We start from the raw sequence: 14,734 nt of genomic DNA, 5'->3' as shown, positions 1-14,734 counted from the left end.
CAGTCCGGCGCCGGCATGCGTGTCACTTCGTCGCGTCGACCGAACGTTCGGAACGCACACCGTGCTGCACGACGTCGACATCGACGTCGAGCCGGGCGAGGTGGTCGCGTTGCTCGGATCTTCGGGCAGCGGCAAATCGACGCTGCTGCGGCTGGTCGCCGGCCTCGACCGTCCGACCCATGGGTGGATCGAGATCGACGGAAAAGCCGTCCACGGGATCGACCCGCGCTGCGCCATGGTCTTCCAGGAACCTCGCCTGCTGCCGTGGCGTTCCCTGGCGGCCAACGTCGCATTCGGGCTGCCACCCGGCACCGCGCGGTCGGAAGGCCTTGCGACGGTGCGGCATTGGCTGGACGTCGTCGGGCTCCACGAATTCGGCGATCACCACCCGCGGCAGGTGTCCGGAGGGATGGCGCAACGCGCGGGCCTCGCGCGCGCCCTCGCCCGGCGACCGAGCGTCCTGCTGCTCGACGAGCCGCTGGCGGCCCTCGACGCGCTGACCCGGCTGCGGATGCAGGACCTGCTGGACGCGGTGCAGCAGGAGGCCGGCACGACCACGCTCCTCGTCACGCACGACGTGGACGAGGCGGTGATCCTCGCCGACCGGGTGCTGATCTTGCGCGCCGACCCAACGGGAGGTGCCGGTATCGCCGCGGCATTCGACGTCGCGATCCCCAAGCCGCGGGACCGCGGCGACCCGCGCATCACCGCGCTGCGCGACCAGTTGTTGGACGAACTCGGGGTACCCAGGCGCACCGGCGCCAGCCCCGGAACCGCCGTCGATGAGGAGGCGCACGCGTAGTGAAAAGTCGATACCTGACCGCCATCTCGGTTGTCGCCGCGGTCGTAGCCGTGTCCGCGTGTGGTTCGCACAACGGGACGACGGCGGCAAAGGAGATTCACCTGGATTACGCCTACTACAACCCCCTGAGCCTGGTGTTGCGAGACCAGCACCTACTGGAAAAGCGGGGCTACAACGTCACCTGGGTGCTCTCGGCAGGCAGCAACAAGGCCAACGAAGGCCTTCGCTCGAAGGGACTCGACTTCGGGTCCACCGCCGGTTCGGCCGCGTTGGTCGCGCGGGCCAACGGCACACCGATCAAGATCGTCGACCTGTACAGCAAACCGGAGTGGACGGCTCTGGTCGTTGCGAAGAACTCGCCCATCAATTCGGTCGCGGACTTGAGGGGCAAGAAGATCGCCGTCACCAAGGGGACCGATCCGTACTTCTTCCTGTTGCAATCGCTTGCGACAGCCGGGCTTTCGGCCAGTGACGTCGAGATCGTCAATTTGCAGCATGCCGACGGCAAAACCGCCTTGCAGCGCGGCAACGTCGATGCCTGGTCGGGATTGGACCCCTTCATGGCGGAAACGGTTCAGCAGGACGGTTCGCGCCTGGTGTACCGCAACCCCGATTTCAATTCCTACGGCGTATTGAACGTTCGCGAGGACTTCCTGTCCGCCCATCCGGATGCCGTCCAAACGGTGGTCAACAGCTATGAGGAGGCCCGGAAGTGGGCGAAGACGCACCCCGACGAATTGGTGGCTTTGTTGGCCTCGCAGGCGAAGGTGACGCCGAGCGTGGCCCAGGAGGAGTTGCAGCGGACGGCGCTGGACATCTCACCGGTACCGGGCGATCCGCTGCGAGTGGTGTTGACCAGTATCGTGCCGATCGCGGTGGCCGACGGCGACATCAAATCCGAAGAGGCCGGCCGCAACGCACTCAACACGCTGTTCGAGCCGAAATTCGCCCAGCAAGCTTCCTGAGGGTCCGCGCCGCGCTATCAGCCAAGCCGCCGCTCGCGCTGGCGGGACTGATCGTCCCGATCCTGCTGCTGGCGATCTGGCAGTTTGTCACGGCGGAGGGGTGGTTTTCGGCCAGCCAGTTGCCGCCTCCCGCCGACGTGGTGTCCGCGCTGGGCGAACTGCTCCGGCATGACGATTTATGGGTCCACCTCCAAGCGAGCCTTTTGCGGGTGCTGTTGGGCTATCTGGCGGGCGCGGGTGCTGCGCTCGTGCTCGGCTCCCTCGTCGGGCTCTCGGTGATCGTGCGCAGGTTGCTTGAGCCGACGGTCGCGGCATTCCGCACCGTTCCCTCCCTGGCGTGGGTGCCGTTGCTGCTCTTGTGGTTTGGCATCGACGAGACACCGAAGCTTTTGCTCGTCGCCATCGGCGCGTTTTTCCCGATCTACACGACGACGGCGTCGGCACTCTCACACGTCGACCCGCAGCTTGTGGAGGTGGGACGCGCCTACGGCCGGCGCGGCGCCGCGTTGTTGGCGACGGTGATGCTGCCCGCCGCTGCCCCGGAGTTGGTGAACGGGCTCAGGTTGGGCCTGGCGAACGCGTGGCTGTTCCTGGTCGCGGCGGAGCTGATCGCCTCGTCGAAAGGCTTGGGATTCCTGCTGATCGACAGCCAGAACACCGGCCGCACCGACATCATGCTGCTCGCGATCATTCTGCTGGCCGGATTGGGCAAGCTCAGCGACGCTGCCCTGGGCGCTCTCGAGCGTCGGATGGTGCGGCGGCGCAGCTAGCTCAGGACCGCCCGGGACGCAACTTGCATGGCCGCCCGCGGGGGCGCCGGCACCGCGTACTGGTTCGCGAGGGCGTGCTGCCGCTGTTGGCCACGTAGGGCATTCGCGCGGGGTTGCAATCGCGATGATTTCAGCCGGTCCGCCGCGCGTGGGGCGTGCGTTGGCGCCCGATATCGACGCCGGTGGCGGTGACGCGGTAGGGGCGAGAGGCCCATCCGCCGCCTCCGCCGCGGCGCGCGCCGACCGGCGTAGCGAGGCCACGAGTCGGGTGATGAGCGCCGGCGACGAACACATGGGTTCTGAAGTGCCAGGCCGGAACCCGCACCGGGTGGGCGGCGGGACGGGCGGCGACAATGCGGCCGGCGACATGTCCGCACCGCCTCCGGCAACCGGTTCCTTGGCGGCGGTCCGTGTAGCCGGACGCCGACACGTCGCGCGCGTGCGGCGGCCACCATACCGCCGACGGATTATTCCCCGCCTCAGACAGGCCCGGCCGCAACCGGCGTCGCCGCCGCCGATCCCCGGAAGCCCCTCGGCACAGTGGTGGTATCCATTAGGAAGACAGGTCTTGTGATGGCTAATTCGTCAAGTCCCTTGCACCTCGCCGTGGCGCTCGACGGCGCCGGATGGCACCCGGCCGCGTGGCGGGAACGCGACGCCCGACCGGGCGAGCTGTTCGACGCCGGTTACTGGGCCGATCTGGTCGCCGAAGCCGAGCGCGCATCGCTGGACTTCGTGACCATCGAGGATTCGCTGGCGATCCAGTCCGACGACCCCTTCGAGCCCGACGACCGAACCGATCGTGTCCGCGGCCGGTTGGACGCGGTGCTCATCGCCGCCCGGGTCGCGCCGCGCACCCGGCGCATCGGGCTCGTGCCGACGGCGATCGTCACTCACACCGAGCCATTCCACGTATCGAAATCGATTGCCACGCTTGACTATGTCAGCACGGGCCGAGCCGGGGTCCGGGTTCAGATCGCGGTGCGCCCGGACGTGGCGGCCCACTTTGGGCGTCGCGAAGAGCAGGTGATCGACGACCACTTCGCCGAGGCCGCGGATTACGTCGAGGTGCTGCGTCGCTTGTGGGACAGCTGGGAGGACGACGCGGAGATCCGGGACATCGCCACCGGACGCTTCATCGACCGGCACAAGCTGCACTACATCGATTTCGAAGGCCGCTGGTTCTCCATCAAAGGACCCTCGATCACGCCCCGTCCGCCCCAGGGCCAGCCGATCGTCGCGGCCGTGGGCCACGGCGGCGCGTCCTACGACTTGATCGCCGGCAGCGTCGACGTCGGATTCGTCACCCCGCGCGGCGCCGCGCAGGCGGCCGACATCGTCGGCGAGATCACCGCGGTGCAGCGGGCCGCCGGTCGCAGCCGGGAAGCGCTGCACATCTTCGGCGACCTGGTGGCGTTCCTCGATCACACCCCGGAGGCGGCACGGGCGCGGCGGGGTCGGCTCGACGAACTCGCCGGCACCGAATACCGAAGCGACGCCGAAATTTTCGCCGGCACCCCCGCACAGCTGGCCGATGTGCTGCAGGAGTGGCACGCCGCCGGGCTATCGGGATTTCGGCTGCGGCCCGCCGCGCTGCCGCATGACCTCGTACAGATCACCGAGGGCCTGGCGCCGGAGCTGCGGCGCCGAGGGCTGTTCCGTAGCGGCTACGAGACCGACACGCTTCGCGGCTTGCTCGGATTGCCCCGCCCCGCCAACCACTACGCCAGCGCCTGACAGTTCCGAGGACTCGAGATGAGCACGTTAAAGCAAATTCACCTGGCCGCGCACTTCCCCGGCGTCAACAACACCACGGTGTGGAGCGACCCGGCCGCCGGCAGCCACATCGAGTTCGGCTCGTTTGCGCAATTCGCCCAGACGGCCGAGCGGGGCAAGTTCGACTTCTTGTTTCTGGCCGAAGGGCTGCGGCTGCGCGAGCAGAACGGGCAGATCTACGACCTCGACGTGGTCGGCCGCCCGGACACCTTCACCGTGCTGACCGCCCTGGCGGCGGTCACCGAGCGGCTTGGCCTGACCGGCACGATCAACTCGACGTTCAACGAGCCCTACGAGGTGGCCCGGCAGTTCGCCTCGCTGGACCATCTCTCCGGCGGGCGTGCCGCCTGGAACGTCGTGACATCCTGGGACGCGTTCACCGGAGAGAACTTTCGCCGCGGCGGCTTTTTGGCGGAGAACCAGCGCTACGAGCGGGCGAAGACGTTCCTGCGGACCACCCTGGAGCTTCTCGACTCCTGGCGCGGCGACGAGATCGTGGCGGACAAGGAAAGCGGCGTCTTCCTGTCCGACCCGAACGCCGGCCAATTCACCCACAAGGACCCGCATTTCGACATCCACGGCCGGTTCAACGTTCCGAGAAGCCCGCAGGGTCGCCCGGTGATCTTCCAGGCCGGCGATTCCGACGAGGGCCGAGATTTCGCCGCCTCCGCCGCCGACGCGATCTTCTCCCGACACAGCACCTTGGGCGCCGGGCAGGCGTTCTACGCCGACGTCAAGGGCCGCCTCGCCCGCCACGGGCGACGCCGCGACGAGCTGCTCATCCTGCCGGCCGCGACGTTCGTCATCGGCGACACCGACGCCGAGGCCGACGAGATCGCCCACGAGGTGCGGCTCGCCCAGGTGTCCCCGCAGACGGCGATCAAATTCCTCGAACAGCTTTGGAACCGGGACCTTTCCGACCACGACCCGGACGGGCCGCTGCCCAGCGTGGACCCGGTCGTGGGGGAAAACACCATCTCGCGCGGCCGGGCTGGCGTCCGCATGTTCCGGGACCCGATCGCGATCGCCAACGACTGGCGGGCCAAGGCCGAGGCGGAGAACCTGACCACCCGCGAACTGATCGTCGAGGTCACCGGGCGCCAATCCTTCGTCGGCTCACCGCAAACCGTCGCCGCGACGATCAACGACTTCGTGCAGGCCGATGCCAGCGACGGATTCATCCTGGTCCCGCACATCACGCCCGGCGGGCTGGATCCCTTCGTCGACCGGGTCGTGCCGCTGCTGCAGGAGCGCGGGGTGTTCCGCGCCGACTACGCGGGCACGACGCTGCGCGAGCACCTGGGGCTGGCGCCGGCACCGCGGCGTTCGGCCGGCCGGGCGACCTCCAGCGGGGTGGCTTCGTAGGGCCATGACGACTCCGTTAACGGTCCTCGACCTGGTTCCGATCTCGTCGGGCTCGACCGCGACGCAGGCCCTGCGCAACAGCATCGACCTCGCCCAGCACGCCGAGTCCCTGGGCTACGCGCGCCATTGGTTCGCCGAACATCACCTCAATCCCGGCGTTGCCGGCACCTCACCCGCGGTGCTGCTGGCACTGACCGCCGCCGAAACCTCGACGATCCGGCTCGGTTCGGGCGCTGTGCAGATGGGGCATCGCACCGCCCTGTCCACGGTGGAGGAGTTCGGCCTGCTGGACGCCCTGTACCCCGGCCGGTTCGACCTCGGCCTGGGGCGTTCCGGGGGCAAGCCGCGCGAGCCGGCGTCGTCGGCGCGGGCCGCTCCGACCCCGCGGGAGTTAATCGATGGACGCACACCGAACGGGCTGCTGATCCCGGCGAAATTCGATCCCACGCCGTTGTTCAAGTCACCGCGCCTCGCGTTGCAGAAAGCGTTACTGCAGCTGCCGGGCGCGCAGCCGCAGAACTACACCGAGCAGGTCGACGACATCCTGGCGCTGATCGCGGACACCTACCGTTCCGACGACGGCGAAGAGGCCCACGTCGTGCCCGGGGGAGGCGCCGACCTTCAGGTCTGGATCCTGGGCAGCAGCGGCGGGGAGAGCGCCGCCGTCGCGGGCAGCAGGGGCCTCCGGTTCGCCGCCAACTACCACGTCGCCCCGGCGACGGTGCTCGAGGCCACCGACGCGTACCGGGAAGCGTTTCGACCGTCGGCCGGGCTCGACCGGCCCTACGTCGCTGTCTCGGCGGACGTCGTCGTCGCCGAGGACGAGGCCACCGCCCGGGAACTCGCCGCGGGTTACGGGCTCTGGGTACGCAGCATCCGCACCGCCGAGGGCGCGATCCCGTTTCCCACCCCGGACGAAGCGCGCGCCCACACCTGGACCGACGCCGACCGCGAACTTGTCGCGGACCGGGTCGACACCCAGTTCGTCGGATCCGCGGTTCAGGTCGCCGATCAGCTGGTGCGGTTGCGCGACGCGACCGAGGCCGACGAGCTGATCCTTACGACGATCACCCACGACCACCAAGACCGGGTGCGCTCCTACCGGCTGCTCGCCGAAGAGTGGTCCCGCCGAAGCCAATTGCACGAGGGCTCTAGCGGATGGGCAGGCCGGTCAGCGCCCGCGAAATCACCAGGCGCTGAATCTCACTGGTTCCCTCGAAGATCGTGAAGATCTTCGCGTCCCGGTGCATCCTCTCCACGGGGTAGTCGCGGGTATACCCGTTGCCGCCCAGGATCTGGATGGCCTCGTCGGTGACGTAGACCGCGACCTCGCTGGCCACCAGCTTGGCCATCGAGCCCTCCGCCGAATCGAAACTCTGGTTGTTGCGCGCCATCCAGCCGGCCCGCCACACCAGCAGGCGGGCCGCGTCGACGCGGCTTTTCATGTCCGCCAGCTTGAACGCCACCGCCTGGAACTCGCCGATCTTGCGGCCGAATTGCTCACGCTGGCAGGCGTATTCGAGGGCGTATTCGTAGGCGGCGCGGGCCACGCCGACGGCCATCGCGCCGACCGTGGGCCGGGTGCGCTCGAAGGTCTTCATCGCCGCCTGTCCGCCCAGGGACGCACCGGATTTGGCGCGCGCGATCCGGGCCTCGAACTTTTCCCGCCCGCCGAGGATGAAGTCCTCGGGCAGGCGGACGTTGTCGAGCACCACCTCGGCGGTGTGCGACGCGCGGATCCCGTGCTTCTTGAATTTCTGCCCCTGAGCCAGACCCTTGGTGCCCGACGGGACGACGAATGTGGCCTGGCCGCGGGTGCCGAGCTCGGGATAGACCGATGCCACCACGATGTGCAGGTTGGCGATGCCGCCGTTGGTCGCCCACGTCTTGGTGCCGTTGAGAATCCACTCACCGGCGGCCTCGTCGTAGCGCGCCCGCGTGCGGATCGCCCCGACGTCAGACCCCGCGTCGGGCTCGGACGAGCAGAACGCGCCGAGCTTGGGCTCGTCGGGCGTACCAAACATCTCGGGAAGCCAGCGTCCCAACTGCTCGGGAGTTCCGTTGCCGGCCAACGCCGCCGCGGCCAACCCGGTGCCCATGATGGACAGCGCGATGCCGGCGTCACCCCAGAACATCTCCTCGAACGCGGTGAGCATGCCCAACCCCGTCGGCTCGCCCGCCTGCTGCGCGAAGAAGTCGGGTGAGTACAGGCCCACCCGCGCGGCCTCCTGGATCACCGGCCACGGGGTTTCCTCTCGCTCGTCCCATTCGGACGCGGCGGGCCGGATGACCTCGACCGCGAACTTGTGCACCCAATCGCGCACCTCGATCACGTCGTCGGTCAGTTGCAGTGAAAACGTCACGGCTCACTCCTGGAATCGGTTGACTGTCTGAGGGTTTCGGGGCTTCGGTATTGCGCGAGGACGCTCAGCGTCTGGTTGACCCACGCCTCGAAGTAACGCTCTTCGTCGATGTTGCCGGGCAGCCGGCCGCTCAGCGCCTGCAGCGTCGCGGCGTAAGACAACGACGCGATCGCCACGGCCGCGGTCGCCTGCGGATCGGGGATGCGGGTGCGGCCGGAACGATTGGAGGCGGCCAGCTCGTCGGCGAAGCGCTGATAGGCGTTGTCGGTGATGACCTGCCACGTCTTTTCGTCGAGATCACCGAGCTCGCCGGGCTCGCGCAGCGTGACCTTGAGCAACTCCTCGCTTTGTTTCAGGTTGTTCCAGATCAGCCGGCCCGCGGTGCGAACCGCCTGCTCGATACTGCCCGGCTCCCCGGCATCGAACTGCTGACGCGCGCCCACGATGCTGTCGATCCGGTGCGCAACCGCGGCCTCCAACAGCTCACGCTTGGAACCGAAGTGCTTGTAGAGCGCCCCCGATCCGGGCGCCAGGCCGGACGCCCGCTGGATGTCGGCCACCGACGTCGCCGCGTACCCCTTGGCGGCGAACAGCTTCAGCGCTTCGGCGAGCAGCCGATCACGCCCCGACATCTGCATGGTGAGAGAGTACTCACTCACCTCAGGCGCACGCAAATACGTGCCGGGGCACAATCGTCTCGAACACGCGGGGGATTCGACGGAGGACAAGACCATGGAAGTTACCGTTGCTCTTGTGGAGACCCGCGACGTCGGCCTGGCCGTGCGAGTTCGTTGATGGAGCCCGACAACCCCCTGTTTCGCCATGTACGGCTGCCGAGGCGGGTGCTGTCGCTGCGCACCATCGTCATCGTCGGCGCGCTCTCGGTGATCGCTCTTGTCGTCACGCTGGGCGCGTGGGTATGGATCGGCGTCACCAACGACCAGTACAGCCAGCTGGACCGCCGCCTGGACTCGGTGAGCAGCCTGGGCGATATCAACACGCTGCTCAACAACGCGCAGCTCGCCAACCCCGATCGCCCCACGCCGGACGGCAACCTGGTGCGCACCGCGCGCATCGGGGATGTGGCCGTGTCCGTTCCCGGCAACATCGTCCTGCCCAAACTTCCCAACGGATATGCGAACACCACCATCAACGGGGTGCAATACCGCGTCCGCACCTTCACCGCGGGCCCGGCCTCGATCGCGCTCGCCGCGCCCCTGGCCGAAGCTCAACATCGGATCAACGAACTGCACCTGCGGGTGTTGCTGATCTGCGGCAGCGTCATCGGCGGCACGGTCCTCGTCGGCTGGGTGATCTCGTTGATCATGGTCAATCCGTTCCTGCTGTTGGCCCAGCAGGCCCGGGCGATCAACGCCCAGTCCAGCCCCGACGAGGTCCAGGTCCGCGGTGTGCGGGAGGCCGTGGAGATCGCGGAAGCGGTCGAGGGAATGCTGGCCCGCATCGGCAACGAGCAACAGCGCACCAAGGCGGCGCTGGAGTCGGCCCGGGACTTCGCTGCAGTCGCCTCACACGAGCTGCGCACCCCGCTGACGGCCATGCGCACGAACCTAGAGGTGTTGTCCACCTTGGAATTACCCCCCGATCAGCGCCACGAGGTACTGGGTGACGTCATCCGCACCCAGAGCCGGATCGAGGCGACACTGACGGCGCTCGAACGGCTGGCGCAGGGCGATCTGATCACCATCGATGACTTCGTCCCCTTCGACATCACCGAACTCCTGGATCGCGCCGCGCACGACGCGCTGCGCATCTACCCCGGCGTGCAGGTGTCGCTGGTGCCGTCGCCCACCGTGCTGATGGTGGGGCTGCCCACGGGGTTGCGGCTGGTGATCGACAACGCCATCGCCAACGCCGTCAAGCACGGTAGCGCCACCGAAATCCGGCTCAACGTAAGCAGTTCCAGCGAAGGCGTGGAAATCGCCATCGACGACAACGGCACCGGGGTCCCGGAAGCCGAACGCATAACGGTCTTCGAACGCTTCTCCCGAGGGTCGACCGCGGCGCGTGCGGGCTCCGGGTTGGGGCTGGCGCTCGTCGCCCAGCAGGCCGAATTGCACGGCGGCACAGCATCCCTGCACGCCAGTCCGCTGGGCGGCACGCGCCTTCTGCTGCAGCTGGCGGGCGACGGCCGCGGTCCCGCGTGAACCGGACCGGGCCCGCGCGCACCGCGACCTGGCGCCGTGGCTCAAGTTAGGGTACCCTAACTTGAGCCACGGAATCTGAGGAGGCCCGATGCCGACGACCTGGGTTGACGCACTGCTGCACAAGACGCGCCAAAAGGAAGTCTCGCCGTACCCGCATCAGGCGGCGTTCCTGCTCAACAATCCCGTCCGCCGGGCGTTGGCCAAGCCGGCACGGGTGGTTGAGGCGCTCGGCCTCACCGGGTCCGAGCACGTACTGGAGGTCGGACCGGGTCCGGGCTTCTACAGCGTGGAGATCGCCCGCCGACTCCCGTACGGCCGGCTTGACTTGTTCGACGTCCAGCCCGAGATGCTGACGAAGGCCGGACGGCAGCTCGAGCACGCCGGCTTTTACGATGTCGGCTTTACTACGGGCCAGGCGGCCGAGGGATTTCCCTTTCCGGACAACACCTTTGACGTTGCCTTCCTCGCCGCGGTGATCGGGGAGGTGCCGGATAAACCGGCGTGCATCCGGTCGCTGGGCCGTGTGTTGAAGTCAGGCGGGCGCCTCGTCTTCGCCGAGGCGTTCCCCGATCCCGACCGGATGAGCGTTCGGGAATTGCGCGACCTCACCGAATCCGAGAATTTCGATTTCGTCGAAGCGACCGGAAACCGGTGGCATGACGTCGTCCGCTTCCGCAAGACCGACCGTTCCTGACAGACGGACCGATCCTTCATGGGTCTTATCCCAGACCGCCAGCCTGGCTCAAGCCGATGAACAAGCTCATGATGGCGGTGCAAAAGCTCGGCATCGTCACCGGACCGGTCAGGGTCAAACTAATTGCGGTTCGGGCATTTTCACCCTCGTCATGCTCATCCTGATCGCGCGGAGCCGGTGACTCAGAGGCCGGCGCGCAGCTTGCCCGGCCGGGACCGGTTGCGGTAGTTGTCAGGCACTTTCAATGACACGCGCCCGTCAAAGGCGACGGTGCGGTAGCGACCTTAGGCTCGTCGCGGCCGTGCCCCGCGCTACGGGTCGTCGTCTTGGTCGTGTTCGTCGTGGTGGAGGAGTTTTTCGGGGTGCCAGTAGGTGTTGGTTCTGGGTTGGCCGTGGTCGAGGTGTGGGGGTGGGATCCATTCGGTGTCGCCGTGGGTGTTTTTGCGGGTGCTCCAGCCGCCGGGTTGCACGATGTGGTGTTGGGTGGGACACCCAAAGGCGAGGTTGTTGACGTCGGTGCAGCCACAGACGGCATAGCCCACCACGTGGTGCACTTCGGAGTAGTACCCGGGCACGGTGCAGCCCGGGGCGGTGCAGCCACGATCCCGGCCATACAACACAATCCGCTGCGCGGGCGACGCCAGCCTTTTGGTGTGGTACAGGGCCAGGGTTTTGCCTTTGTCAAAGATCGCCAAGTAGTGCCTGGCGTGCCGGGACAGGCGGATCACATCACTCATGGGCAGGATGCTGCCCCCACCGGTCAGCCCGCGGCCGGCGGCGGCCTCGAGCTCGGCCAGGGTGGTGGTGACGATGATCGACGCGGGCAGGCCGTTGTGCTGACCTAATTCGCCGGAGGCGAGCAGGGCGCGGTGGGCGGCCAGCAGCGCATCGTGTTGGCGCTGCGCCGGGCTGCGGGTGTCTTTGTCAATGGCGTCTTGCGACGGGGTGCCGTCCACGGTGGGGGTCTGATCGTCAGGGTTGCACATGCCGGGGGCGGCCAGCTTGGCCCACACGGCCTCCAGGGTGGCGCGGGCTTCGGGGGTGAGCCAGCCGTGTAGTGCGGACATGCCGTCGGCTTCTTGTTTACCCAACGTGACACCGCGCCGGCGCGCTCTATCGTCGTCGCTATAGGTGCCGTCGGGGTTGAGGCAGTCGGCGAGGGTATCGGCCAGCGCGCCGAGTTGTTCGGGTCGATGCTGGGTGCCCAGCCGGGCCAGGTGTTTTTCGGCGCGTTCGCGGGTCGCCGCGTCGATCCAGCCGGGTAGTCGGTGGTAAAACCGGCGGATCACCGCGACTTGCGCGCCCCCCAGTTTCCCGTCCCGCTGGGCGGCGGCGGTTTCGGCTAGCACCGGCGCCAGTGGTTCGCCGGTCAACGCGCGGCGGGGCCCCAGATCGGCGGCCTCGTGAATGCGCCGACCCGCCTCGGCGCGGGTGATCAACGCCCACTCGGCGATGGCATGCGACAGCGTGCCCCCCAACTCCTCAGACGTGGCCTGGCGCGCCAGGTGGTTGATGGGTGCGTGTTCGAGTGCGGGCAACCGCCGGCGCACCCGTTCGCAGCGTTGCAGCCAGGCCAGCCACTCCGGAGTGGTCAGCGATTCACAATTCAGCGCCGCCACCCGATCAACCGCCGCGTCGAGTGCGTCGAAGGCAGCCGTGATCACCTCCCGATCCACCCCGCTGCCAGCCATAACCCGAAACTATCGAAGCCCACCGACAAAAAACCCGGCACAGTGACCACTGAAACCAAAGTGACACAAGTTTTTTCGACCGGCCGACACCGCAGCCTCACGCTGCGTTCGTTTCGTAACAGCACGGCGATGGTTGTCGCACAGGCGACGAAGCCAAACTCCTGGACTACCTGCGCCGCCACTACGGCATCGCGGCCTCGGCGCGGGCGTGGACGCGTGTTCCTCGTGAGAACCGAATGTTTCTAGAGAGGCGCGGCCTGCTGGGCCAGGTTGAGCAGGACGTAGGCCATGCAGAAAAGGAAGTTCAGCACGACCAGGATCAAACCCACGAGCATCAGTGAGCGGGTGCCGCGGCGCTTGAGGCGCTTGAGCTTCGCGTCGCGGGCCTCACGGTCTAGCTGGAGCGCGATCAAAGCGAAACTGACGTCCGTCACTTCGTCGTCCGCGACGGGCGCGCCCGCCACCATCTGCCGCAGGCGCTCCGGCGCGGTGTGGACGCCGACCCGGGCGAAGCGGTGACACAGCCGTCGCGCCCGCCTTTGGCCCAGCGCCTGACATCGCATCTGTACCTGATGCAAGAGTTGCCGTCGTTCGTCGCCCCAGGCGCCAGACGGGGTCGTCACAAGGCGGAATTCTAGTTCGCTTCGGGCCGCTTTCGGGAGGTCTGAGCCAATTACGTCGACAGCTTTTGATCCGGGCTTGCGCATCAGCGCGAAACTCGCGGCGTCGACGAACGAATACTCCCGCTCGCCATGCCGGGCAAGCCATTCCCACGCTTCTTCCTCCAGTGCCCTACACCGCGTTGCCGCCGCTCATCCGCTCGGGCTCGGGCAGATCGAGGTAGCGCTCAAGATTGCGATGCATGTTGATCACGCGCCGCTCTTCGCTGGAGAGCACCAAGTGCGCGAAGCCGGGTTGGTGCAGGCCGCGCTGCAGGCCCGCGAGCAGCCCGATGTCCTGCGTGAGCACCACGCCCGGCTCGGCAGCACCGGCGGTCGCGCGCACATCCGTGGGCTTGTTGCGCGCCGCGCCCGGCGCCATGCGGGTCATCAAGAAAATGACCATCTCGCCGCGATCGGGATCCGGGCCGGGCCGCGAACACATGACGGTCAGGTGGTCGGCGTTGGCCAGAAACGTCATGTTCGGGAACACGTTGTACTGATGCAGCCGGGTGATCCGGTCCGTGTCCGCCCACGCGAGGTCCACCCCGCGGCTGGCCGCGAATGCCCGCGTGCGGTCCGCGATCACATCCTGGACCGTCTGTCCGGGCCGGCGTTCGGCGGCGGGGAACGGTGTGCCTTCGGCGGCACCCATCAGCGCGCCCTGCGTGTAGACGTAGGCGTCCCACACCTCTTCGTCGCTCAGCGCGCCGTCGAAGCGGGGGCTCTGCACGCCATACGGCTGGTCGGACTTGCCCGTGTGACCCCAGATCTGTTGCGGCGCATGGATGTCGTCGACGCAGCGCAGCAGCTCGGGATGCAGCGTCTGGATGTGGTAGGTCTCGCTGTAGCCGTCGGCGATCGTCTTCCAGTTAGCGTCGACCTCGACGGTGAGCGTGGCGTAGCAGCGGAAGTCGCCGAGGTTGCACCAGGCGATGTCGTCGGGCACCGCCTCCAGGTAGTCGAGCAGCGACATCGCGTCGACGTCGAGATTGACGAAGACGAGCCCCTCCCAGGTGTCGACCCTAGCCGGCACCAGCGGAAAGTCGGACAGCCGCAGCGAGCCGAAGCCCTTGCGGTCGGGCACCCGCTTGAGCGTGCCGGCCAGGTCCCAGGTCCAGCCGTGATAGCCGCACTTGAGCTCGCTCAGCCCCGAACCGGAGCCCACGCACAGCGAGTTGCCGCGATGCCGGCAGGCGTTCTGGAATGCGCGTAACACGCCGTCGTCACCGCGGACGATCAGCACGCCGTACGGGCCGCAGCGGTATTCGAAATAATCGCCCGGCTGCGCGACGTGGTCGACCATGCAGGCGAGCTGCCACACTTTCGGCCACATCCGTTCCACCTCGAGCCGCGCGAACTCCGGGGAGTAATAGCGGGCGGCCGGCACCAGGGTCGGGCTTTCCGGCGGGATGCCGATCGCGTCCTCCAGGACGTGCGAGCGGGTGCGAGTCGGGTTGCCGGCGGGCGCGTTCATCGGCAAC

The 14,734-nt window shown here is 67.8% G+C and carries 13 protein-coding genes and 1 pseudogene; 8 read left to right on the top strand and 6 right to left on the bottom strand.

Annotation, left to right across the window (positions count from 1 at the left end; translation table 11 throughout):
- The first annotated feature begins 19 nt into the window (after positions 1-19).
- From G6N25_RS09735 to G6N25_RS09710, 6 genes are all read left to right on the top strand, one after another.
- Positions 20-802 (top strand): ABC transporter ATP-binding protein, encoded by a 783-nt coding sequence (locus G6N25_RS09735; RefSeq protein ID WP_179961714.1) that lies wholly within the window; start codon positions 20-22, stop codon positions 800-802.
- Positions 802-1,767, top strand: a complete 966-nt coding sequence (locus G6N25_RS09730) for an aliphatic sulfonate ABC transporter substrate-binding protein (protein ID WP_083073050.1) — start codon at positions 802-804, stop codon at positions 1,765-1,767. The genes G6N25_RS09735 and G6N25_RS09730 overlap by 1 nt, the downstream gene beginning before the upstream one ends.
- Before the next feature lie 59 nt (positions 1,768-1,826).
- Complete coding sequence (locus G6N25_RS09725; RefSeq protein ID WP_083073103.1) at positions 1,827-2,537, top strand: ABC transporter permease; 711 nt, start codon at positions 1,827-1,829, stop codon at positions 2,535-2,537.
- A 573-nt stretch (positions 2,538-3,110) separates the two neighbouring features.
- On the top strand, positions 3,111-4,274 hold the full coding sequence (locus tag G6N25_RS09720; protein WP_083073102.1) for an LLM class flavin-dependent oxidoreductase: 1,164 nt from the start codon (positions 3,111-3,113) through the stop codon (positions 4,272-4,274).
- Positions 4,275-4,292: 18 nt separating this feature from the next.
- Positions 4,293-5,678 (top strand): NtaA/DmoA family FMN-dependent monooxygenase, encoded by a 1,386-nt coding sequence (locus tag G6N25_RS09715; RefSeq protein WP_083073049.1) that lies wholly within the window; start codon positions 4,293-4,295, stop codon positions 5,676-5,678.
- 4 nt (positions 5,679-5,682) lie between these two features.
- Complete coding sequence (locus tag G6N25_RS09710; protein WP_083073048.1) at positions 5,683-6,906, top strand: LLM class flavin-dependent oxidoreductase; 1,224 nt, start codon at positions 5,683-5,685, stop codon at positions 6,904-6,906.
- On the opposite strand, the gene G6N25_RS09705 is transcribed toward G6N25_RS09710, so the two are convergent.
- Both G6N25_RS09705 and G6N25_RS09700 read right to left on the bottom strand, forming a co-directional pair.
- Positions 6,830-8,041 carry an acyl-CoA dehydrogenase family protein gene (locus G6N25_RS09705; protein ID WP_083073047.1) on the bottom strand — a complete coding sequence of 404 codons (1,212 nt, stop codon included), beginning with the start codon at positions 8,039-8,041 and terminating at the stop codon, positions 6,830-6,832. The two genes, G6N25_RS09710 and G6N25_RS09705, sit on opposite strands and share 77 nt — an antisense overlap.
- The gene (locus tag G6N25_RS09700; protein ID WP_083073046.1) at positions 8,038-8,679 is read right to left on the bottom strand and encodes a TetR/AcrR family transcriptional regulator; all 642 of its coding nucleotides are present in this window, start codon (positions 8,677-8,679) and stop codon (positions 8,038-8,040) included. Before G6N25_RS09700 ends, G6N25_RS09705 begins: the two co-directional genes overlap by 4 nt.
- Positions 8,680-8,835: 156 nt before the next feature.
- Here G6N25_RS09700 and G6N25_RS09695 point away from each other — a divergent pair, with 156 nt between their 5' ends.
- Together G6N25_RS09695 and G6N25_RS09690 are read left to right on the top strand one after the other, a co-directional pair.
- On the top strand, positions 8,836-10,206 hold the full coding sequence (locus tag G6N25_RS09695; RefSeq protein WP_083073045.1) for a sensor histidine kinase: 1,371 nt from the start codon (positions 8,836-8,838) through the stop codon (positions 10,204-10,206).
- An 88-nt stretch (positions 10,207-10,294) separates the two neighbouring features.
- Positions 10,295-10,900, top strand: coding sequence for a class I SAM-dependent methyltransferase (locus G6N25_RS09690; RefSeq protein WP_083073044.1), 606 nt, complete (start codon positions 10,295-10,297; stop codon positions 10,898-10,900).
- A gap of 311 nt (positions 10,901-11,211) precedes the next feature.
- On the opposite strand, the gene G6N25_RS09685 is transcribed toward G6N25_RS09690, so the two are convergent.
- From G6N25_RS09685 to G6N25_RS09670, 4 genes and pseudogenes are all read right to left on the bottom strand, one after another.
- Positions 11,212-12,591, bottom strand: a complete 1,380-nt coding sequence (locus tag G6N25_RS09685) for an HNH endonuclease signature motif containing protein (protein ID WP_083073043.1) — start codon at positions 12,589-12,591, stop codon at positions 11,212-11,214.
- Between the two features lie 242 nt (positions 12,592-12,833).
- Positions 12,834-13,214, bottom strand: coding sequence for a hypothetical protein (locus G6N25_RS09680; protein ID WP_232065741.1), 381 nt, complete (start codon positions 13,212-13,214; stop codon positions 12,834-12,836).
- A gap of 68 nt (positions 13,215-13,282) precedes the next feature.
- A pseudogene (locus G6N25_RS09675) lies at positions 13,283-13,379 on the bottom strand (type II toxin-antitoxin system toxin 23S rRNA-specific endonuclease VapC20); the annotation flags it as partial.
- A 4-nt stretch (positions 13,380-13,383) separates the two neighbouring features.
- On the bottom strand, positions 13,384-14,727 hold the full coding sequence (locus G6N25_RS09670) for an aromatic ring-hydroxylating oxygenase subunit alpha (protein WP_083073042.1): 1,344 nt from the start codon (positions 14,725-14,727) through the stop codon (positions 13,384-13,386).
- Positions 14,728-14,734: the final 7 nt, after the last annotated feature.

The organism is Mycobacterium heidelbergense, from assembly GCF_010730745.1.
GTDB classification, from domain to species: Bacteria; Actinomycetota; Actinomycetes; order Mycobacteriales; family Mycobacteriaceae; genus Mycobacterium; species Mycobacterium heidelbergense.
Note: the sequence above shows the minus strand (reverse complement) of the source record. Positions and strands in the feature narration are given on the sequence as shown.